This window comes from Alcaligenes phenolicus, from assembly GCF_032063905.1.
GTDB classification, from domain to species: Bacteria; Pseudomonadota; Gammaproteobacteria; order Burkholderiales; family Burkholderiaceae_B; genus Alcaligenes; species Alcaligenes phenolicus.
Map to the genome: position 1 here is coordinate 1 of NZ_DAMBOE010000010.1, position 22,065 is coordinate 22,065.

Here is a 22,065-nt window from a genome sequence, read left to right on the forward strand (position 1 = left end):
AACAACAACAACAACAACAACAACAACAACAACAACAACAACAACAACAACAACAGGCACAGCATCGGGGCGGGTGTTCCCGTGCCTGGTGAGACACAGGAACACCCGCCCCCTTTAGTATCAGCCTGCGTGTCGTGTGCTCTGACGTTCAGCCACCAGATTCTGCACCATGGACTTGGGCACTTCCGCGTAGCGTTTGAACTCCATGCTGTACGTTGCACGGCCCTGGGACATGGAACGCAGCGTGGTGGCATAGCCAAACATCTCGGACAAAGGCACTTCCGCCTTGATCAGCTTGCCCGCCCCCACCATGTCATCCATGCCCTGCACCATGCCACGACGGCTGGACAGATCCCCCATCACATTACCGGCATAGTCTTCAGGCGTTTCCACCTCCACCGCCATCATGGGCTCCAGGATCACGGGTGATGCCTGCTTGGCCGCTTCCTTGAAACCAAAGATCGCCGCCATCTTGAAGGCTTGCTCGGACGAGTCCACGTCGTGATAGGAACCGAAGGTCAAGGTGACTTTCACATCCACCACGGGATAGCCCGCCAGTACACCACTGTTCAGGGCCTCCAGCACGCCTTTTTCCACCGCCGGGATGTATTCACGCGGAACCACTCCGCCCTTGATGGCGTCGACAAACTCAAAGCCCTTGCCCGCCTCTTGCGGCTCCAGGGTGAAGACCACATGGCCGTACTGTCCTTTACCGCCAGACTGACGCACAAACTTGCCTTCGACATCGCGCACGGTCTTGCTGATGGTTTCGCGGTAGGCCACTTGTGGTTTGCCCACATTCGCTTCCACGCCGAACTCGCGCTTCATGCGATCCACAATGATCTCCAGATGCAGCTCGCCCATACCGCCAATAATCGTCTGGCCCGACTCCTCGTCCGTGCTGACACGGAAGGACGGATCTTCAGAAGCCAGACGCGAGAGCGCAATTCCCATCTTTTCCTGATCGGATTTGGTCTTGGGCTCCACGGCCTGACGAATCACCGGCTCGGGAAACTCCATGCGCTCCAGGGTGAGGATGGCCGAAGGATCACACAAGGTTTCCCCCGTGCTGACCTCTTTCAACCCAACGCAGGCCGCAATATCACCGGCGTGCAGTTCATCAACTTCATGCCTGTCATTGGCATGCATCTGCACAATCCGGCCAATACGCTCTTTCTTGCCACGGCCCGGAATATAGACGCTATCGCCCTTGGCCAGCACGCCTGAATACACACGCACAAAGGTTAACTGGCCGACATAAGGGTCCGTCATCAGCTTGAAGGCCAATGCCGAGAACTTCTCATTGTCGTCAGATTGGCGAGTGACGATTTCGCCAGCCTCGTCCACGCCTTGCACTGCAGGCACATCTACAGGAGAAGGCAGCAGCTCCACCACCGCATCCAGCATGCGTTGCACACCCTTGTTCTTGAAGGCCGAGCCACACAGCATGGGCTGAATCTCTCCGGCAATAGTGCGCAAGCGCAAGCCCAACGTAATCTGGGCCACGCTCAAATCTCCGGTTTCCAGGTACTGATTCATCAGCTCTTCATTGGCTTCGGCCGCCGCTTCCAGCATGCGCTCGCGCCATTGCCTGGCCGGGGCGAGCAAATCCGCAGGGATGTCCTCAAAACTGAATTTCATGCCCTGAGAGGCCTCGTCCCACACAATCGCTTTCATCAAACGCAGGTCAATCACGCCCTTGAAGCCATCTTCAGCCCCCATGGGAATCACCACAGGCACGGGATTGGCCTTGAGGCGATCCACCATCATCTGACGTACACGGAAGAAATCCGCCCCCACGCGGTCCATCTTGTTGACGAAGGCCAGGCGCGGCACCTTGTACTTGTTAGCCTGACGCCACACCGTTTCAGATTGCGGCTGTACCCCGCCGACGGCGTCATACACCATAACCGCGCCGTCCAGCACGCGCATGGAACGTTCAACCTCGATGGTGAAATCCACGTGGCCGGGGGTGTCGATGATATTGATGCGGTGCTCGGGCAGCGAGCCATCCATGCCTCGCCAAAAGCAGGTGGTAGCCGCCGAGGTAATGGTGATGCCGCGCTCCTGCTCCTGGCTCATCCAGTCCATAGTGGCCGCCCCGTCATGCACTTCCCCCAGCTTGTGACTGACGCCGGTGTAGAAAAGAATGCGCTCGGTGGTGGTGGTTTTGCCAGCGTCAATATGCGCCGAGATACCAATGTTCCGATAGCGAGTGATGGGTGTATGGCGAGCCATGATGATTGTCCTTGGAGTCGACCTGCCTTGCGGTGCAAGGCACCTAGGCTCCGGTTGTTCCAGTGGTTGATAACAATCAGATAGTACGCCTACAATCGTACTATTAACAAGATTTTTTCCACGCACTCGTGCATCCAAACCACAGCACAAGGCCAAAACGGTACGTGGACACAGGTACAATCACCGCGACGAATAATGACAGGACTCTACATGCTTCCCAATCATCCCGAGCGCGCGCAGATTCGCTTGGAAAATGTACTGACTGCCCTGGGCAATCCCTTGCGCCTGGCCGTTGTGCGCGCTCTGGCCTCTGAAGGCGAACGCGCATGTGGCTCGCTGCTGCAAGGTCAAACCAAATCCACCATGACGCATCACTGGCGTGTCTTGCGCGATAGCGGCGTGATCTGGCAACGGCCTTCTGGACGAGAAAACCTGCTATCGCTGCGTAAGGACGATCTGGAGGAGCGCTTTCCCGGCCTGCTGCATTCCTTGCTGGGCGCGCTGGAAAATGATCCGGTGACTGAGGCGACCACCGCGCAGCATCTGCAAAACGCCGGTAAGTAATAAAAGTACCCTGAAAATCAAACTGCCCGCCAAAGGTCGGATCAGCATCCAACTTTTGGCGGGCAGTTCACAGACAGGATCAGGATTCTCGGGACAAGAACCCAAGCACGGAATCAGACCCGTTCAAACGGGCTTACTTGCCGCGCAAGGCTGCTTGAGCACCGCGCAGCGCCGTGCGCAAGCCCTCTTCCAATACGGGGTGGTAGAACGGCATGGCCAGCATCTGATCCAGGGTCAGCCCCATCTGCAAGGACCAGGCCAGCAAGTGAGCAATATGTTCAGCTTGAGGCCCGACCATCTCAGCTCCCAGGAACTTGCCTTCCTTATCCGCATACACATGCAGCAAGCCACGGTTGACCAGCATCACGCGGGCACGGCCCTGATTGCCGAAGTTCACACTCCCTGTCACCGCGCCTTCTGGCAGGGATTTAAAGGGCGTGCCAACCACGGCCACCTGTGGATCCGTGAACATCACCGCCATGCGCGCACGACGCGCCATAGGCTCGTCCTGGCCATTGCTGACGGCCTGCAAAGCGGCCAGACGACCATCATCCGCTGCCTCGTGCAAGATAGGCGCACGCTGGTTCACATCACCGGCCAGATAAATGGAAGTGCCTTTCAGCTGCAGGCTGGCAGGGTCATACACTACTCGTCCTTTGCTATCCCACTGTGCAGGGGTATTGTCCAGCCCCAAATTATCCAACTGTGGTCTGCGGCCTGCGGCGCCGAGAACGTAGTCGTAATCCTCGACCAGTTCCTTGCCATCCACCTGCAAGCGCACGCGCGCCTTGCCATTGACGACTTCGCTGCCCAACACGGTTACGTCAGCGCGAATGTTCAGTTCCTGGTTGAAAATCGCCCGTCCGGCTTCACGCACCTCAGGATCAGAAAGACCCGCCAGGCTCTGGCTGCGGTTGATAATGGACACCTTCACGCCCAAGCGCGCCAGCGCCTGGCCCAACTCCAGGCCAATCACGCCAGTGCCTACAACCAGCACGCTTTCCGGCAAATCCGTCCAGTCAAAAACATCCTCGTTATTGATCAGCAAAGCCCCCAGCGGCTCCAGCTCCTTGGGGCGCACGGGCGTGGAGCCGGTGGCAATAATCACGTGCCCTGCGGTGATACGGGTATGGTCATCCACTTCCAGCACGTGCTCGGACACAAAGCGGGCATGACCACGCACTTTGTCTTCGGCATCAAAGCCTTCCACATCGTCCACGACAAACTGTACAAAGCGATCACGCTCGCGACGCACGCGGTCCATGACCTCCTTGCCTTCAATGCGGATATTGCCGTCTACATGAACACCGAAAGGAGCGGTATGGCGGGCATGATGAGCAGCGTCCGCTGCTGCGATCAGCAATTTGGATGGCATGCAGCCAACACGCGCACACATGGTGCCATAAGGGCCTGATTCAATCATCAACGTTCGTTTGCCGGCTCGTTTGGCCGTACGATACGCTGTCATGCCTGCTGTCCCTGCTCCAATTACGGCAATATCACACTGAATTTCTTTCATAACCGCTCCTTGAGTCCATACTAAGGCTATCAGGGGCCTGATGACCTGCCCGACCACCCGTTCTACAATGTGCAGAATTGACTCTTTCAATCATAACGCAGTCCCCTTGCACTGCCCGAGGAAAGCCCATGCTGATTAGTGAAGCGGCCCGCGTAACCGGCCTGACACCCAAAATGATCCGGCACTATGAAGATCTGGGACTCTTGAATAGTGACCGTGCTCCCAATGGCTACCGCGTCTATCAGGATCAGGACCTGGACACCTTGCACTTTATTGTTCGTGCCAAGGACCTGGGTTTCAATCTGGCGGACATTCAGCAACTGACCAGCCTGTGGCGCGATCAGCAACGCCCCAGCAGCGAGGTCAAGCAATTGGCCCAGGCTCATATCAAGGATCTGGAAAGCCGCGCGGCCCTGCTGCTGGACATGGCTGCCAAGCTGCGTGTGCTGGCTGAGCAATGCCAGGGGGACCAGCATCCAGATTGTCCGATTCTGGATGGTTTGGAGGGAACATGCTGTCATACAGATGCCTCGACCAAGGCTCAACCGCATAAACCTGTCCATCAGAAAACCAGTACTTAAGGCCTCAGAGCGGGTTTAGACAGGCAGGAATCAAGACAAGAGAGCGGAGAATAGGACAAGGAAGCTACCGCCCCCTGCTGCTCATCCAGCCTGCATCACTTACTGAACAAGAGAAGACAAAAAAGCCTGGGTTCGTCATTGAACTCAGGCTTTTTCTTCACAATCGCGAACTTGGCTCGCGCAGGCTACCCCGCAAATTTAAGCAGGCTGCCACTCCGTCACGAACTTTTGTGGCTCGGGACGCTGGGCAGGACCCAGATTGTGAATAGGCGTACCTACCGACACAAAGCCCAGGAACTGGTAATCCAGGGAATCGAAACCCAGGGCTTCAGGAACTTCTTCACCATAGGTGCCCAGGCCGGTGCTCCAGAAAGCACCAAAGCCCAGTTGATGAGCCGCATGCAGCATATTGCTGACGGCTGCGCCCGTTGCCAGAACACGTTCCAGTTCAGGGATTTTCTCTTCGCCATGATCGATGTGGCTGGCCACGGCGATCAACATGGGCACTTTGGCCAGCCAGGCGCGTACGCTAGCGGCTTTCTGCTCGGTCAAGGGATTACCGGCGCGCTCATTGGCGGCAATGGCCAGTTCACCCAAAGCCTGCACGTTTTCGCCACGAATCAGGCAAAAGCGCCATGGCTGCAAACGGCCATGGTCAGGAGCAACCATGGCAGCGCGCAAAATCAGGTCCAGCTCTTGCTCGTTCGGGCCGGGGCCTTGCACCAGCTTGATGGAGCGGCGGGACAATAGGGAATCAATGGTACTCATAGTGCTTCCAGAATCAGTTAAGAGTGCCCTGCCCTGATGGCAGGGCTCAGTCAGGCTTGAGCAGGAGCGCCCGCTTGCACCAGCAGGGCTTTCATGTCGCGCACGGCTTTTTCCCAACCGTCAAAGACAGCCTGGGCAACAATAGCGTGACCAATATTAAGCTCCGTCAGCCCCGGCAAGGCGGCAATCGCTTGTACGTTGTCGTAGTGCAGGCCATGACCCGCATTCACACGCAGACCTTGCGACACACCTTGAGCAATACCGGCACGGATACGTTCCAGTTCGCTGGCGGCCTGCTCGGGCGTTTGAGCATCCGCATAGGTGCCAGTGTGCAGTTCGATCACGGTGGCACCAACGTCGCTGGCGGCTCGGATTTGCGCCGGGTCGGCATCAATGAACAGCGAGACGCGAATACCGGCGCCCTGCAATTGCTGCACAGCGGCCTTGACCTGGTCCAGATGACCGACCACATCCAGACCACCTTCGGTCGTCAGTTCAGCACGGTGTTCGGGAACCAGGCAGACATCGTCCGGTTTGATACGGCAAGCAATGTCCAGCATTTCGGTGGTGATGGCGCATTCCAGATTCATCCGGGTACGCAGTACGGGGCGCAGGGCCTCGACGTCGGCATCCTGAATATGACGCCGGTCTTCACGCAGATGTAAGGTGATCAGGTCCGCTCCGGCTTCTTCTGCTCGCAAAGCGGCCTGAATTGGATCAGGGTATGTGGTCAGACGCTGCTGGCGCAGCGTCGCCACATGATCGATATTGACGCCCAGTTCTAACATTCCCCAAGGACCTCCGTAGTTTCAGGGATGAATGACCAGACGTATTATCGCCTGTTTACTCCGGTGCTGTCCCAGTGGCCTGGGTCTTTGTTTCAGACTTGACGGTTTCAGCTGTCCAGCCGCCACCCAAAGCCTTGTACAACTCGACCCGGTTCATCAGGGATGCCAGGCCAGTCTGAATGTAGGCTTGACGCGTACCGTACAGGCTGACTTCCGCCGTTTGCACCTGCAGGAAGCTGTCTATACCCACTTCGTAACGCAGCTTGGCCAGACGCAAGCTTTCGCTGGCAGCCTGATCGACTTCCTGCAAGGCGTCGATCTGCTGACCGTAGGTGGCTTCGCCCGCCAGAGCATCAGCCACTTCGCGGAAGGCTTCCTGAATGGTTTTTTCATACTGGCTGATCGCAATATCACGACGAGCCTCGGCCAGATCCAGATTGGCCCAGGTACTGCCCGAGAGCAGCGGCATGGTAATTTGCGGCTGGAACTGCCAGTAACGGTTACCCGAACTGAACAGACCACCCAGCTCGGGGCTCATGAAGCCCAGCAGGCCGGTCAGGCTCAGACGCGGGAAGAAAGCAGCGCGTGCTGCACCGATGCTGTAGTTGGAACCACGCAAGACGTGCTCGGCGGCCAGAATGTCAGGACGACGCTCCAGCAACTCTGCCGACAACCCTACAGGCAAGCCAGGCATCAGCTGAGCTCGGGTAAAGGGCAAGCCAGCTGGCAGGTCAGCCGGTATTTCACCGCCCAACAAGACCTGCAAGGCATTGAGTGCACGCTGACGATCACGCTCGACAGCCTGCATATCGGAACGCACGGTGTTGTATTGCACCTTGGCCTGGTTCAGGTCCAGCGCCGACACCGTACCAGCATCGTAAGAAGACTGCACCAGACGCAATGTCTCTTGACGGCTGCGCAAGGTATTGCTCATCAAAGCATGCAGTTCTTCTGCAGTACGTACCTTGAAGTAGGCTTCGGCGGTGCCCGCCACCAGGGCGATGTGGGCGGTGCGCTGAGCCTGCTCAGTGGCAAAGTACTGTTCTTGAGCGGCACGGGCCAGATCACGCACTCGACCAAAGAAGTCCAGCTCAAAAGCAGTAATACCGACACCAGCCTGGAAAGTACGGGTTACCGGGGCCGAATTTGGGCCACCTGGGCGCAGTTCAGCCGGTGTGTGGGTGGCCTGCTCGGCCGCCTGCACACCAATGCTGGGCAACTGGTCACTGCGTGCCACGCCGTATTGCGCGCGAGCTTCCTCGATGCGCTGAGTGGCAATACGCAGATCACGGTTATTTTCCAGGGCCTGCTCGATCAGGGCATGCAGACGCGGATCGGTAAAGAATTCACGCCAGCCCAGATCAGCAGCCTGTGCCGCATCCACCTGGCCCTGCTGGGCCAGAGGGAATTGTGCAGGCACAGGGGAATCAGGACGTTCGTACTTCGGTGCCAAGGAGCAAGCCGACAAGGCAAACGCCACGGCCAGCACCAAGGGGCTACGTAAAAACATGCTAGACATCAGTGCTGTCCTCCTTGCGAACCGGCCGGCTGCGCAGCTTGTTTGGCCTGTTCTTCCTCGTGCAATTTAGCGGCTTCGCCAAACAGACGGGGTTTAGTTTTAAAGAGCTTGAGGATCACGACAAAGAAGGTCGGCACCATCAAGACAGCCAAGGGCGTTGCGGCCAACATACCACCCAGCACACCCAGACCCACGGCGTTCTGGCTGGCAGCACCCGCACCAGTGGAGGTAGCCAGAGGCACCACACCCAGCACAAAGGCGAAAGAGGTCATCAAGATAGGACGGAAACGCAAGCGAGCAGCTTCCAGAGTGGCGTCGATCAAGGTAGCACCACGTGCGTAGGCATCCTTGGCAAACTCCACAATCAGAATCGCGTTCTTCGCTGACAGACCGATCACCGTCACGATACCCACCTGGAAGTACACGTCGTTAGGCATACCCAGACCGGAGACCAGCAAGACCGAACCCAGCATACCCAGCGGTACGGCCAGCATCACGGACAGCGGAATCGCCCAGCTTTCGTACAAGGCAGCCAGCAGCATGAACACCACCAGAACCGCCAAGCCCATCAAGATAGCGGACTGGCCTGCGGCCTGACGTTCCTGATAAGACAGACCTGTCCAGTCCACACCAAAGCCGCTAGGCAACTGCTTCATCAGGTTTTCCATCTCGATCATGGCTTCACCCGAGGTATAGCCTGGAGCGGGGCCACCACCGATACGGACAGACTCGTAACTGTTGTAGCGCACGATCTGTACCGGACCTTGTTCAGTCGTCTGGCTGACAAAGGCCGACAGCGGAACCATCTTGCCTTCGCTATTGCGAGCGTTGAGCTTGAGCACATCGTCGATGGTCATGCGATACGGCGCATCAGCTTGTACCCAGACACTTTGCACACGTCCCTGGTTGGTGAATTTACCCACAAAAGACGAGCCCAGGGCGCCACTGATCAAGGCAGAGGCTTCGCTGAAGTTCACACCCAAAGCAGCCGCCTTGTCTCGGTCAATTTCCAGACGGATCTGTTTGCCAGGTCCCAAGCCCGTGATACGCACACTCTGTGGATCGAACACAGGGCTTGCCTTGGCCAGGGCCAGCAACTGATCCGCGGCTGCCATCAGGGCATCGTGACCCATGCCGCCGCGGTCTTCCAGACGCATATCAATACCCGAGGAGTTACCCAGAGCAGAAATAGCGGGTGGCACAATCGCGATCACCATGGAGTCGGGCAAACCGAACAGCAGTTGGCCCATGGCCTTGCCGGAAATGGCTTGAGCCGAGTTTTCCTTGCCTTTACGTTCGTTGAAGTCTTTCAAGGGCACAAAGGCAATAGCCGAGTTCAAACCACTACCGTTAAAGCTGAAACCTTGCACGGCAATGATGTTTTCAACCTGAGGCTGCTCTTTGAAGTAGTCCTCTACCTTGGAGATGGTTTCAATCGTGCGGTTGGCCGTCGAACCGGCAGGCAGTTCGATGTTGGCAATCACGTAGCCCTGATCTTCCTCGGGCAAGAACGCGGTTGGCATACGCATGTACAGGAAACCCAGCACCAGCACCATGATCAGGTAGATGAACATCATCCGACCACCACGACGCAAGGTCTTGCCAATAAAGCTTTCGTAGCCGTTGGTGGTACGCGTAAAGACACGGTTGAACCAGCCAAAGAAGCCACGCTTGGTTTCGTGATGGCCCTTGGGAATAGGTTTCAACAAAGTCGCGCACAAGGCAGGTGTAAAGGTCAGTGCCAAAAAGCCGGAGAAGGCAATCGACACAGCCATGGCCACCGAGAACTGACGGTAAATCACACCCACCGAACCGGCCATGAATGCCAGGGGCAAGAACACGGCCGACAGCACCAGCGTAATACCCACAATAGCGCCACTAATTTGCGGCATGGCTTTCTTGGTCGCTTCCTTAGGCGAGAGCCCGTCCTCCACCATGATACGTTCGACGTTCTCCACCACCACGATCGCGTCGTCCACCAAAATACCAATGGCCAGCACCATCGCGAACATGGTCAGCACGTTCACGGACATGCCAAGGACCTGCATCACCGCGAACGCCCCCAAGATAGCCACCGGCACCACCAGTGCAGGGATCAGGGTGTAGCGCACGTTTTGCAGGAACACGTACATCACGATGAACACCAGCACCATGGCTTCCAGCAAGGTGTAGACCACCTGAGTGATGGACTTGTCCACGTAGGGCGAGGTGTCGTAAGGAATGTCGTAGCGAATGTTTTCCGGGAAGAACTCGGCCAACTTCTCCATTTCGACTTTAATCGCTGCGGCGGTATCCAGCGCGTTCGCTTCAGGCAGCAAGGAGATAGCAAAAGCCGCTGTCGGTTTGCTGTTCAGACGAGCACCAAACTGGTAGTTGTCCGCCCCCACTTCCACACGAGCCACGTCCTTGATACGCACGGTCGAACCATCAGCCTGCGAGCGCAGAATGATGTTCTCAAACTCTTCCACCGTTGCCAGCTGACCGTTCACCGTAATCGGAGCGGCCACACGCTGGCTGTCCTGATTAGGTGGGCCACCCAGAATACCGGCGGACACCAGCATGTTTTGCTGACGAATCGCGTTGGTCACATCTGCCGGGCTCATCTGGTAGCCGACCAGCTTGGCAGGGTCGAGCCACACACGCATGGCGCGACCGGCTGCAAACAGCTGGAAGCGAGCCACACCAGGAACACGAGAAATCGTGTTCTTGATATTGCGTTCGATGTAGTCAGCCAGAGCGGTCTGATCCAGACTGCCGTCCGTGGAGGACAAGGTCACCACTTGCAGAAAGCCGGTACTGGACTGCTCCACGTGCAGGCCCTGCTCCATCACCGCTGTCGGCAAGGAAGCGGTAATGTTGCTGACCCGGTTCTGGACGTCCACCTGAGCCATGTCAGGATTGGTACCAGGACGGAACGTGGCGGTGATTTCGGTCGAGCCATAAGAGTCACTGACGGACTCGTAATACAGCAGGCCTTTGGCACCGTTCAGCTGATCTTCGATCACACTGGCTACCGTACTGGCAACGTCTTCCGCGGTTGCACCCGGGTAGGTCGCCCGGATGGTGACCGAAGGTGGTGCCACATCGGGATACTGCGCTACAGGCATATTGGGCAAAGCCAATAAGCCAAATAGCGTGATCGCCAAGGCAACGACCCATGCAAAAATGGGCCTTTCAATAAAAAACTGAGGCATGTCGCTTACTCGCTAGACTTGGCTTCGTTTGGCTCAGCAGCGGCGGCCGGTTCCTGTGCGGGAGCCGCATCAGGAGCAGGTGCAGCGGCTGACTTGTTGCCCTTCCAAGGCATCGTCTGGACAGGGGCACCGGGACGAATCTTCTGGAAGCCTTCGACAATGATCTGGTCGCCAGCTTGCAGGCCTTTGTTGACCACATACTGACCATCGCTCTCAGGTCCCAACACGACAGGTACGGACTGGGCTTTTTCTTCACGAACTACATAAATGTTGGAAGCACCATCCGAGGTGTACTGAACAGCTTGGGCGGGCACCAGCAAGGCATCCGGAATAACGCCTTGTTCCAGACGTACGCGTACGTACATGCCGGGCAAGAGGATTTCGTCAGGGTTCGGGAACACGGCACGCAAGGTTACTTGCGAGGTGGATGGATCCACGCTGACACCGCTAAACAGCAAAGCGCCGTCCTGATCGTACAGGGAGCCATCTTCCAGAACGACCTTGGCCTTGGCCTGGCCTTCACCAGCCGACTTCAAGGTGCCATCGGCCATGGCGCGACGCAGTTGCGTCAGTTCAGCGGTGGAGCGCGTCACATCAATATAGACACGATCCAGTTGCTGCACGGTTGCCATATGCGTGGCATTGGCGGCCGAGACCAGAGCACCTTCGGTAACCAGGGACTTGCCGATACGGCCCGACACGGGCGACACAATCTTGGTGTAGCCCAGATCAATATTGGCGCTGTCCAGGGTCGCTTGTGCAGCGGCAATGGCGGCATCGGCCTGCATGGCGCGGGCCTTGGCGTTGTCGTAATCCTGGCGGGAAACCGCGTTTTCCTTGATCAGACGCTCGTAACGCTGGGCCAATTGCTTGGCACTTTGTGCGTCAGCCTGGGCGTTTTTCAGCTGAGCTGCAGCCTGGTTACGAACTGCACGGTACGGAGCCGGGTCAATGGTAAACAAGAGCTGGTCTTGTTTGACATCAGCGCCCTGCTCAAAGTTGATCTCTTCCACAATCCCGGAAACACGGGCGCGGATTTGTGCATCTTTAATTGCTTCGACTCGTCCAGGCAGCTCGGAGAACAACTCGGTAGAGGTCGGTTGGACGGTAATCACACTGACCGGGACCTTCATCCCGCCGGCCGGAGCTTGAGGCTCTTTGTTGCCGCAAGCGGCCAGAAGAACCAAGGAAGAGAAGGCAGCAATGCGAAAAGTCTGCCGACCCAACAAGCTTTGAAATGACATGAAGAACTCCTGAGCTAAGCGTTGCATGGGAGTTTAACGCTTAAACTGACTGGATTGTATGGTTTGGACAAGCAGCAAGTATATGTCGAAAAAGCGCAAATCAAACAGGAAAATTTGCGATGAGACTCATTTCGATCCTGCCATTATTTGGCGACTACGATTAGCCAGCTACCCCCTTGCACCCGCTCCGCTGTCTGCCTATGCCAAAAGAACACGTATTATCATATACCTAGGGTTTCTTGAATATAAAAAAACCGCGTTTGACCCCTAGAGCTCACGCGGTTTTCCAAATCCGGGATAGTGCTTTCTAACCTAGCAATAAACTATCGTCGGCTAAAGTCTCGCCCCGAACCCGCTCGAACATCTCCAGCAGATCTCGCACATCCAGGCCTTGACGCTGTTCACCACTGACATCCAGAACCACCTTGCCCTGGTGCAACATGACCGTGCGGTCACCCACATCCAGAGCCTGACGCATACTGTGCGTGACCATCATGGTGGTCAGGCCACCTTCACGCACAATACGATTGGTCAGTTGCAAAACAAAGTCAGCCGTACGCGGGTCCAGTGCCGCCGTATGCTCGTCCAGCAGCAAGATCTTGGAAGGACGCAAGGCCGCCATCAACAGGCTGACGGCCTGACGTTGGCCACCGGACAACAAACCGATGCGGTCTGTCAGACGGTTTTCCAGACCCAGACCCAAGGTTTCCAGACGCTCTGCAAATTCAGCGCGCATGGAGTGACGCACGGCACGGCTCAGACCACGGCGGCTGCCACGGCAGGTGGCCAGCGCCATATTTTCTTCAATCGTCAGATCTTCACAGGTACCGGCCATCGGATCCTGAAACACACGTGCTACCCAATTGGCTCGCTCCCAGACCGGGCGGCGAGTCACGTCTACCTTGTCGATCATGATTTGGCCATCATCAACAGACTGGTCGCCCGAGATCGCATTCAGAAAAGTAGACTTGCCCGCACCGTTGGAACCGATCACGGTCACGAACTGCCCTTCGGGAATGGTCAGGGACAAACCGCGCAAGGCACGGGTTTCAATGGGCGTACCTGGATTGAAAGTCAGGGACAGATCTTTTGCTTCTAACATTACTGGGCCCCCTTCTGTTTACGAGCACGCTTTTTCTTGAGCAATGGAATCACCAGCGCCACGGTAACCAGCAAAGCGGTGACCAGGTTCAAGTCCTGCGCTTTCAGGCCGACCACATCGGCATTCAGAGCCAAAGCAATAAAGAAGCGGTACAGAATCGCACCCAGCACCACGGCCAAGGTGGCGTAGAACAGTTTGCGTGCGGGCAAGATGCTTTCACCCACAATCACGGCAGCCAGACCAATCACGATGGTCCCGATGCCCATGGAGATATCCGCCCCACCCTGCGATTGTGCAAACAAGGCACCGGCCAAGGCCACCAGGGCATTGGAAATAGCCATGCCCAGCAAAAGCATATTGCCAGTTGCCACACCTTGAGCACGGGCCATACGCGCATTGGCGCCGGTAGCGCGCATGGCCAGGCCAGTTTGCGTACCGAAGAACCAATCCAGCGCCAGTTTGGCAATGATTACCAAACCAATCAGCATCAAGGGACGAGCAATATAGTCAGCGATGGATTCGGGCTGCAGAATCGTGAAGACCGTCGGCTCCATGATAAGGGGCACATTGGGACGACCCATGATGCGCAGGTTGATCGAATACAAGGCGATCATCATCAGGATACTGGCCAGCAGATCCATGATTTTCAGGCGTACGTTCAACCAGCCAGTAATCGTGCCGGCAATGGCACCAGCAAAAGTGGCTACTACAGTCGCCAGGAAAGGATCATTGCCCTGGCTGATCAGGATGGCGGCAACCGCCCCACCCAAAGGAAAACTACCGTCGACCGTCAGGTCAGGAAATCGCAGGATGCGAAAAGAAATCAGAACACCCAGAGCAACCAGTCCGAAAATCAGACCAATCTCCAGGGCCCCCCACATTGAATAAATAGACATATTGTTGGACGTCTAGGATACAAAAGAAACAGGCGGGCAGCTTGTGGCAACCCACCTGCAAGAAGCAGTCAAATCAGGCTTATTCGACGATTTTTGTTGCGGACTTCACGAAGTCCTCGTTAAGCGAAACGCCTTGGCGCTTGGCAGCGCCCGGATTGACATACAGTTCCAGATTGCTGCTGGTCTCCGAGGCCATATCACCGGGTTTTTCACCCTTCAGAATACGGATGACCTGTTGGCCGGTCTGCAGACCCAGGTTGTAGTAGTTCACGCCTAACGCCGCGATAGCACCACGGGCCACACTGTCGGTGTCCGAAGCGATCAAAGGCACTTTGGCGTCCACACCCACTTTGACCAGGGACTCGTAAGCCGACACCACGTTGTTGTCGGTATTGGTGTAGATCACATCAACCTTGCCCACCAGACTACGAGCGGCTGCACCCACGTCCACGGTACGAGGCGCAGTAGCTTCCACCAGCGTCATGCCGTGCTTGGGCAGCAATTCTTTCATTTCCTTGACGACCACGGCGGAGTTGGCTTCACCAGGGTTGTAAACCATACCCACGCGCTTGGCATCGGGGACGACTTTCTTGATCAGGTCTACCTGGGCTTCCAGTGCCAGGGCATCGGACACACCCGTCACGTTGGTGCCGGACGGAGCCATGCTGGGCACCAGATGCGCCACCACAGGATCAGTCACTGCCGAATACACCACAGGAATGGTCTTGGTGGCCGAGACCACAGCCTGAGCCGAAGGAGTGGAGATGGCCACAATCACGTCAGCCTTGTCACCGACGAATTTACGAGCGATCTGAGCCGCAATCGCAGGGTTGCCCTGGGCGGTCTGAAACTGCCATTTGAAGCCGGAGGCTTCGTTATAACCGGCATCGGTCAGCGCTTTGTGTACTCCATCCTTAATGGCGTCCAGAGCCGGATGTTCCACAATCGACGATACCGATACAGATTGCGCATGAACTGCAGCGCCCGACATCAATCCTACACAAGCCAAAGCGGCCGCCACCTGATGCACCGATCTGATCAGTTTCATCCAATACTCCTTAGATGCAAAAAAACGAAAATTTTAGGTGTTTAGTCTAACGCGAACGGCAGGACTTTGACCCTTCAGGTAATCCCTGCCCCGCAACCCTACTGGTCCTGCATCTGGCGACGGAACGAGAGCAGTTCCCTGGCCCAACGTGTAGCCGGCAAACCATAATCGGCCTGCACTTGCTCGGCCCGACTCAGCAGCTCCCCGGCCGTCATCTCCAGCGTGCTGCCTTTGAAGGCTAGAACCACCTGATTGCCCTCGTCCATTTCAGGCAAGAGCAATACTTTGCCATTAAAGGCTTCACGAATGTTGTCAATATTATGTTTGAAGCTGGGATGGGCACCAAAAAGATTCACCGTCATGATGCCTTCATCATCCAGAACCGCGCGGCAATCCTGATAGAACTCCAGACTGTCACGTACCGGGCCTTCGGCATGCGCGTCGTACAAGTCCACCATCAAGGCGCGATACTGACTGTGCTGATCGCTATCCTGTACCCAGACACCGGCGTCAGCCTGATCAATCAGAGACCGTGGGCTGCGCGGCAGCCGGAAGAAAGCATTGCACATGCCAATCACCGACGGATTCCACTCCACCGTCTGTACCTGACAGCTGGTCTGCTTCAGGCAGAAACGCAGCAGGGAACCCGCCCCCAGCCCCAGAATAGCCAGTTTGTGCTCGGGTTTGGGATCTTCCATAAATAGCAGCCAGGCCATCATTTGTTGTGTGTAAGCCAAGACCAATTCAGCGGGCTTGCGAATACGCATGGCGCCTTGAATCCACTCCGTTCCAAAGTGCAGATAACGGATCCCTTCGCTTTCCGACAACGTAGGACTATCGTCCCCCTGCTCACCAGCCATGAAACTCTTCCTTGCAAAGCAGTCTGGCAACTCGGCTCAAACGGGAGCAATGCGGCACCCCACACAATCCTGAACCTGGATATAGCCTGACGACAGAGAAAACAGCGCCGGAAGGCGGCATTGCGCCACTTCCGGCGTTTTTTAGCAAGGCGCCATCATAACAGCGATCACTTGATGAGAACGGCTCACTGACGTTCGATAATCATGGCCACTCCCTCGCTACCGCCATGACACATGGTCACCAGAGCATACCGGCCCTGGATACGCTGCAACTCGTGCAAAGCCTTGACCACCAGTGCAGCCCCTGTCGCCCCCAAGGGATGGCCCATACTGATACTGCCGCCATTCGGATTGACACGCTCCGGATCAAAATCCAGTTCCCGGGCAACGGCGCACACCTGCGCCGCAAACGCTTCATTGGACTCGATCACATCAATATCAGCGACCGTCAGTCCTGCTCGCTTGAGCGCCAGGCGAGTCGACGGCACCGGCCCCATGCCCGCAAATTGTGGATCCACGCCCGCATGCGCCCATGAGCGCAGCTTGCCCATGGGCTTCAAACCCTGACGGTGCGCCTGCCCCTCTTCCATCATCAGCACCACTGCCGCCGCATCGGCCAAGCCCAGGATATTACCGGCCGTCACCGTTCCCCCGTCGCTCTGGAAAATAGGCTTCAAGTCGGCCAGTTGCTCCAGACTGCCATCATGCCGAACACGCTCATCCTGCTCGAAGACGCTCCCATCGTGGGCCACCATAGTGACGATCTGCTCTTTAAAGTAGCCGTTTTCAATGGCACGAACCGCTCGACGGTGCGACTCCAGGGCCAGTTGATCCTGTTCACAACGAGACACACCGTACTTTCTGGCGACATTCTCCCCCGTCACCCCTACATGCTCCCCAGTCAAAGGGCTGATGAAAATTTCCGACAAAACATCAACCAAGGCCACATTGCCCATGCGGCTGCCCCAACGCTGGCTTGTCGCCATATACGGCATTCGACTGGTGCTTTCCACACCGCCAGCCAAGGCCACACCAGCCTCACCCAGTGCAATCGCTTGCGCTGCCGAAATAATGGCCTGCAAGCCTGATGCACACAAACGGTTCACGCTCATGGCAACCGCCTCCTGAGCCACTCCCGCTTTCATGGAAGCCGCCCGCGCCAAATAGATATCCTGGGGCTCAGTCAGCACCACCTGCCCCATCACCACCTGCTCCACTGCCAAGGCAGATACTCCGCTTCTTCCCAACACTTCTTGCATGACCGCAGCCCCCATCTCAACAGGCGGGACGCTCCGTAAGGCACCACCGAAGTTACCAAACGCGGTTCGACACCCCTGAACCAGGACGACTTCTTGCATACGAATCTCCTTTTAATCTGACCAGAGAAAACAAGGGCTTCATGCTCAGCGACGAAAGCCACGCATTACTTTTAAAACAATTCGATGCATTTGGCCGGATGCTTAGGAGCCGCTACAAAAACAAATAATCAAGTCGGCGTTTTTATAAGATTTACTTGTATATGCCGAAAAAAAAAGCCGGAAGTGGTTTGGCACCACGTCCGGCTTTCTTGCTCTCTAAACAAACGTTAGAGACGGTCTATCCGCAAGGCTCAAGGGCGCTCGAAAATAGCCGCAATCCCCTGCCCGCCACCAATACACATGGTAACCAGCGCGTAACGTCCTTGAACGCGCTGCAATTCATGCAAAGCCTTGACGGTAATGGCCGCGCCGGTCGCCCCGATGGGATGGCCCAGGCTGATACCGCTACCGTTGGGGTTCACACGTGCCGGGTCCAGACCCAGTTCACGCACGACCGCGCAAGCCTGAGCGGCAAAAGCCTCGTTGGACTCGATCACATCCAGATCCGACACGCTCAAACCAGCACGCTCCAACGCCAGACGGCTGGCCGGCACAGGACCAATACCCATAATGCTCGGGTCCACACCGGCATGTCCCCAGGACACCAGCTTGGCCAACGGCTTCAGACCACGTTGACGCGCCTCTTCCGCGCACATCAGCAAGACTGCAGCAGCACCGTCATTCAGGCCAGAGGCGTTGCCCGCCGTCACACTGCCACCTTCGGGCAGGAACACAGGTTTCAGGCCAGTGAAGTTCTCCATCGTGGCGTCCAGACGTACGTGCTCGTCCTGATCAAACACGATCTCGCCCTTGCGGCTTTTCTGGATGATGGGCACGATCTGCTCTTTAAAGTAGCCTTGCTCAATCGCACGACGGGCACGCTGGTGCGATTCCAGTGCCAGCTCGTCCTGGTCAGCACGGGTCACGCCATATTGGCGCGCCACGTTTTCGGCTGTAATGCCCATATGAACACGATCGAAAGGATCAGTCAGCGCGCCAGTCATCATGTCCATCATGACCGAGTCCCCCATGCGGGCACCCCAGCGATGAGCGCTGGACATATAGGGCGCACGGCTCATGCTTTCTGCTCCGCCTGCCAAAGCCACCTTGGCATCACCGACCAGAATGCCCTGCGCGGCCGACACGATGGCTTGCAGACCAGAACCGCACAAACGGTTGACGTTCATGGCCGGTGTTCCGTGTCCCACGCCCGCCTGCACCGACGCCACACGCGACAAGTACATATCACGTGGCTCGGTCTGAATGACCTGCCCCATCACTACATGCTGAACGTCTGCCGCCGACACGCCACTGCGATCCAGTACTGCGCGCAATACCGTCGCGCCCATCTCGATAGGCGACACATTCTTCAAAGCACCACCAAAGTCACCAATCGCGGTACGGCATGCCTGGACTACAACCACTTCTTTCATATGAATCTCCCTCAATCCCGGTGGGATATGATGACCAGCATAAAAAAGCCAAGCTGACAAAAACGTCCACTCGAATATACACGGCTGCCATGGAAAACCATAAAGCAGACACAAAGACCGTAATTCGCAGTATGGTTTGATACCTTACCCACAAGACACGTTCTTGATAACCCTTTTTATAGGATTCCCCCTCATGTACGAGCGTATCCTGGTATGTACCGACGGCTCAGAACTGTCCGCCCACGCTGTCACCCATGCCCTGAATCTGGCCAAGACCAGCGGCGCCAAATTGCTGGCCCTGCGCGTCATCCCGCGCTATCGCCAAAGCTACCTGGAGGGCGGCCCCATTATCGACCAGAAGCTCGATAGCCGTATCGAAGCCTCCTGGGTAGAGCACGCCCAATCCGAGCTGGCCGCCGTCAAGCAAGCCGGTAAAGACATTGGTGTCTCGGTCAAGGGCCTGGTGGTGAAGTCCGAACTGGTAGCCGATGCCATTATTTCTACCGCTGAAAAACAGAAAGCCGACCTGATCGTCATGTCCTCGCATGGCCGCAAAGGCTACAAGCGCCTGCTCTTGGGCAGCGAAACCCAGCACGTTCTGACCTACTCGGAAATCCCCGTTCTGGTTATCCGCAAGAAAGCCAAGAAAAAATAAAACGCGGCCAGGCATCAAAACGCAAACTCCGGTTTGCGTTTTTTATTCTCAGGAGTCCCGCATGAACGTCAGCACACAGGAAAAACGACGCCGTTTTCGAGCCTTGCATGAAAGCGGCTTACTGATTTTGCCCAACCCCTGGGACATAGGTGGAGCCAAGCGTCTGGAACGACTGGGCGCAAAGGCGATTGCCAGCAGCAGCGCTGCGTTTGCCTGGTCAAAGGGATTGGAAGATTTTGAAGTGGGCCGGGATGCCCTGCTGGCGCATTTGCGAGAACTGGCGGCCAGCACGAATCTGCCACTGAACGCCGACTTTGAAAATGGCTTTGCCGATGAGCCGGAACAGGTCGCCGAAAACGTCCACCTGGCTATTGAAACCGGCATTGCAGGTTTGTCCATTGAAGATCGCCATGGCGACGAACTGTATGAACTTGAGTTGGCTGTGGCCCGCATACAAGCTGCCAGGCAAGCGATTCTCAACAGTGGCGAGGACGTTCTGTTAATAGGACGCAGCGAAGGCCTGCTGATTGACGCGCTGGATCTGGAACAAACCATAACCCGGCTAAAAGCCTTTGCCCAGGCAGGCGCCGATGTGGTCTACGCCCCCGGATTACGCGAGCTGGACGATATTGCCCAAGTGGTCCAGGCACTGGCACCTACGCCCGTCAATGTGCTGCTGATTCATTCGGGACTGAACGTACCCGATTTGGCCGCCATCGGTGTACGCCGTGTCAGCACAGGGTCACAACTGGCTCTGGCCACCTGGAACCGCTTTGAAGAGGCCAGCCTGCAACTGCTGGAGCAAGGGCATCTGCCGGCCACCCAAGCCCATCGCCGCTGGTCCTGAGACAAGACAGGCAGGCAGGCATAAAAAAAGCGCAAGCAGCAAGGCTTGCGCTTTTTAACCTTTCAGTCAGAACTTAGCTGTCCTGAGCCTGGTCGCTGGACGCGTCCACTTTGGCTTCCTGATCGGTTTCTACGACTGCTTTCTTGGGAGCCACCCAATTCAGGGGCTCAACCTCAAAGGCCTGTTTACGACGTACTGGTTTCGATTTGCTCACGAATAACTCCTGCTCAATATCGACAGGGGGCGCTGCCCTTAGCGCCCCGATTTCTTTATTATATCAATGATTAGACCACAAATCAATTTTGATTATGATATGAGCGCATTATGGATGCAAATTAGGCGACGTTAGAACAAAATAAAGGCAATTCAAAACAAGGCTTTTCATAGACAATTCAAGCCAAAATAACTGCCCTGAATACGCGGCTGCTCACATAGCCCCCCAGGCGCCCTTGAAAACTCATTTTTCACCCATTTGAGTACAACAATAAAGAGACAATGGCATGCACGAATCCCGCCCCATCGATCATCTGGATCGCTCCTTGCGCTGTTTTTTACGCATTGCACAATTAGGCTCGGTCAGCAAAGCAGCTGATGATTTGGGACAAAGCCAATCCAGCCTGAGCAAACAATTAAGCTCGCTGGAACAAAGCCTGGGCCAAACCCTGTTTAACCGTACCGGGCGCGGAGTCAGCCTGAATGATGCGGGCGAGCTGCTGCGCCAAGCAATCGAACCGGCCTATAGCCGTATTGATAGCGCTGTCCACGCCGTGCGTCAGGAGCACGGCGTCAATTCAGGCACCGTGCGGCTGGCCACCGTCCATACCCTGAGCTACTACTTCATGTCCGATGTCGCTGCCACTTTCATGAGTTCGCATCCCGGCGTGAATTTGTCCTTATTGGGACGCAGTTCGCCCGAAGTAGTGGCTTTAGTGGAAAGTGGCAAAGCCGATGTGGGGTTTGTGTACGACTCGGCGGTGGACTGTGGCGGCTTGATCTCGCACACCCTGTTTGACGACCAAATGTGCCGCATCTCCGCCAAGCAGGAGCCTTTTCCCAGTGCAGATTTAAGCCACCAGGCCTTGCGCCTGATCGGTTTTCCGCCCCATTACGCCCTGCGCCGCATGATTCACAGCAGCGGCCTGCACCCCGAATTTGTGGCGGAGGTCGAAACCATAGATGCCATGTTGCGACTGGTGGCGTCAGGATTGGGGGACTGTATCTTGCCGAGCCGCATTCCCGACAACCTGCTGCACGAGCACAATCTGCATAAATACCCGATTGAGCAACCTGCCCTGCAACGCCGGGTTGTGGCGATCTTGCGGGCAGACCGTGATCCCCAGGCACTGACTTCACGGCTGCTGGAATGTGCCTTGCGCACAGCGCAAAGCCTGTAGCAAGCCTCTGCAACACAAACCTGTCACAAGGATTCGTGGCAGATAGACAGCCCATAA

Annotated in this window: 19 protein-coding genes; 5 read left to right on the top strand and 14 right to left on the bottom strand. The window is 56.5% G+C overall.

The features are described from left to right. Positions 1-120 precede the first annotated feature (120 nt). Positions 121-2,238 (bottom strand): elongation factor G, encoded by a 2,118-nt coding sequence (fusA, locus tag U2949_RS17340; RefSeq protein WP_321289059.1) that lies wholly within the window; start codon positions 2,236-2,238, stop codon positions 121-123. Between the two features lie 210 nt (positions 2,239-2,448). Here fusA and U2949_RS17345 point away from each other — a divergent pair, with 210 nt between their 5' ends. Further along, complete coding sequence (locus U2949_RS17345) at positions 2,449-2,802, top strand: ArsR/SmtB family transcription factor (protein ID WP_045929915.1); 354 nt, start codon at positions 2,449-2,451, stop codon at positions 2,800-2,802. Between the two features lie 133 nt (positions 2,803-2,935). Here U2949_RS17345 and U2949_RS17350 read toward each other — a convergent pair whose 3' ends face one another. Next, the gene (locus U2949_RS17350; protein WP_257722601.1) at positions 2,936-4,321 is read right to left on the bottom strand and encodes a dihydrolipoyl dehydrogenase; all 1,386 of its coding nucleotides are present in this window, start codon (positions 4,319-4,321) and stop codon (positions 2,936-2,938) included. A 128-nt stretch (positions 4,322-4,449) separates the two neighbouring features. On the opposite strand from U2949_RS17350, the gene U2949_RS17355 reads away from it, so the two are divergent. Beyond that, positions 4,450-4,902 carry a MerR family transcriptional regulator gene (locus U2949_RS17355; protein ID WP_026483307.1) on the top strand — a complete coding sequence of 151 codons (453 nt, stop codon included), beginning with the start codon at positions 4,450-4,452 and terminating at the stop codon, positions 4,900-4,902. A 198-nt stretch (positions 4,903-5,100) separates the two neighbouring features. Here the strand turns inward: U2949_RS17355 and U2949_RS17360 are convergent, their stop codons facing one another. The 11 genes from U2949_RS17360 to U2949_RS17410 all read right to left on the bottom strand — a co-directional run bounded on the left by U2949_RS17360 (position 5,101) and on the right by U2949_RS17410 (position 19,112). Beyond that, positions 5,101-5,670, bottom strand: a complete 570-nt coding sequence (locus tag U2949_RS17360; protein ID WP_026483308.1) for a nitroreductase family protein — start codon at positions 5,668-5,670, stop codon at positions 5,101-5,103. Between the two features lie 50 nt (positions 5,671-5,720). Then, positions 5,721-6,458, bottom strand: coding sequence for a pyridoxine 5'-phosphate synthase (gene pdxJ, locus U2949_RS17365; RefSeq protein ID WP_321289063.1), 738 nt, complete (start codon positions 6,456-6,458; stop codon positions 5,721-5,723). Positions 6,459-6,513: 55 nt separating this feature from the next. After that, on the bottom strand, positions 6,514-7,977 hold the full coding sequence (locus tag U2949_RS17370; RefSeq protein ID WP_257722602.1) for an efflux transporter outer membrane subunit: 1,464 nt from the start codon (positions 7,975-7,977) through the stop codon (positions 6,514-6,516). Beyond that, entirely contained in the window at positions 7,977-11,171 is a 3,195-nt protein-coding gene (locus U2949_RS17375; RefSeq protein WP_026483311.1) for an efflux RND transporter permease subunit, read from the bottom strand. The genes U2949_RS17370 and U2949_RS17375 overlap by 1 nt, the downstream gene beginning before the upstream one ends. A 5-nt stretch (positions 11,172-11,176) precedes the next feature. After that, entirely contained in the window at positions 11,177-12,415 is a 1,239-nt protein-coding gene (locus tag U2949_RS17380; protein WP_321289067.1) for an efflux RND transporter periplasmic adaptor subunit, read from the bottom strand. Between the two features lie 307 nt (positions 12,416-12,722). Beyond that, positions 12,723-13,517 carry an ABC transporter ATP-binding protein gene (locus U2949_RS17385; protein WP_009457077.1) on the bottom strand — a complete coding sequence of 265 codons (795 nt, stop codon included), beginning with the start codon at positions 13,515-13,517 and terminating at the stop codon, positions 12,723-12,725. Further along, the gene (locus U2949_RS17390; protein ID WP_321289071.1) at positions 13,517-14,413 is read right to left on the bottom strand and encodes an ABC transporter permease; all 897 of its coding nucleotides are present in this window, start codon (positions 14,411-14,413) and stop codon (positions 13,517-13,519) included. Before U2949_RS17390 ends, U2949_RS17385 begins: the two co-directional genes overlap by 1 nt. 79 nt (positions 14,414-14,492) lie before the next feature. Next, positions 14,493-15,461 (bottom strand): ABC transporter substrate-binding protein, encoded by a 969-nt coding sequence (locus U2949_RS17395; RefSeq protein WP_009457081.1) that lies wholly within the window; start codon positions 15,459-15,461, stop codon positions 14,493-14,495. 98 nt (positions 15,462-15,559) lie between these two features. Then, positions 15,560-16,321, bottom strand: a complete 762-nt coding sequence (locus U2949_RS17400) for a class I SAM-dependent methyltransferase (RefSeq protein WP_257722605.1) — start codon at positions 16,319-16,321, stop codon at positions 15,560-15,562. Between the two features lie 185 nt (positions 16,322-16,506). Continuing rightward, entirely contained in the window at positions 16,507-17,679 is a 1,173-nt protein-coding gene (locus tag U2949_RS17405) for an acetyl-CoA C-acyltransferase (RefSeq protein WP_125304416.1), read from the bottom strand. Positions 17,680-17,930: 251 nt separating this feature from the next. Continuing rightward, the gene (locus U2949_RS17410; RefSeq protein ID WP_026483317.1) at positions 17,931-19,112 is read right to left on the bottom strand and encodes an acetyl-CoA C-acyltransferase family protein; all 1,182 of its coding nucleotides are present in this window, start codon (positions 19,110-19,112) and stop codon (positions 17,931-17,933) included. A gap of 193 nt (positions 19,113-19,305) precedes the next feature. Here U2949_RS17410 and U2949_RS17415 point away from each other — a divergent pair, with 193 nt between their 5' ends. Both U2949_RS17415 and U2949_RS17420 read left to right on the top strand, forming a co-directional pair. Further along, positions 19,306-19,767, top strand: coding sequence for a universal stress protein (locus tag U2949_RS17415; protein ID WP_009457090.1), 462 nt, complete (start codon positions 19,306-19,308; stop codon positions 19,765-19,767). A gap of 61 nt (positions 19,768-19,828) precedes the next feature. Then, the gene (locus U2949_RS17420) at positions 19,829-20,614 is read left to right on the top strand and encodes an isocitrate lyase/PEP mutase family protein (RefSeq protein ID WP_321289073.1); all 786 of its coding nucleotides are present in this window, start codon (positions 19,829-19,831) and stop codon (positions 20,612-20,614) included. 73 nt (positions 20,615-20,687) lie between these two features. Here U2949_RS17420 and U2949_RS17425 read toward each other — a convergent pair whose 3' ends face one another. Further along, on the bottom strand, positions 20,688-20,828 hold the full coding sequence (locus tag U2949_RS17425) for a hypothetical protein (protein WP_021446543.1): 141 nt from the start codon (positions 20,826-20,828) through the stop codon (positions 20,688-20,690). 286 nt (positions 20,829-21,114) lie between these two features. Here U2949_RS17425 and U2949_RS17430 point away from each other — a divergent pair, with 286 nt between their 5' ends. Next, positions 21,115-22,008, top strand: coding sequence for a LysR family transcriptional regulator (locus U2949_RS17430; RefSeq protein ID WP_321289076.1), 894 nt, complete (start codon positions 21,115-21,117; stop codon positions 22,006-22,008). Positions 22,009-22,065 lie beyond the last annotated feature (57 nt).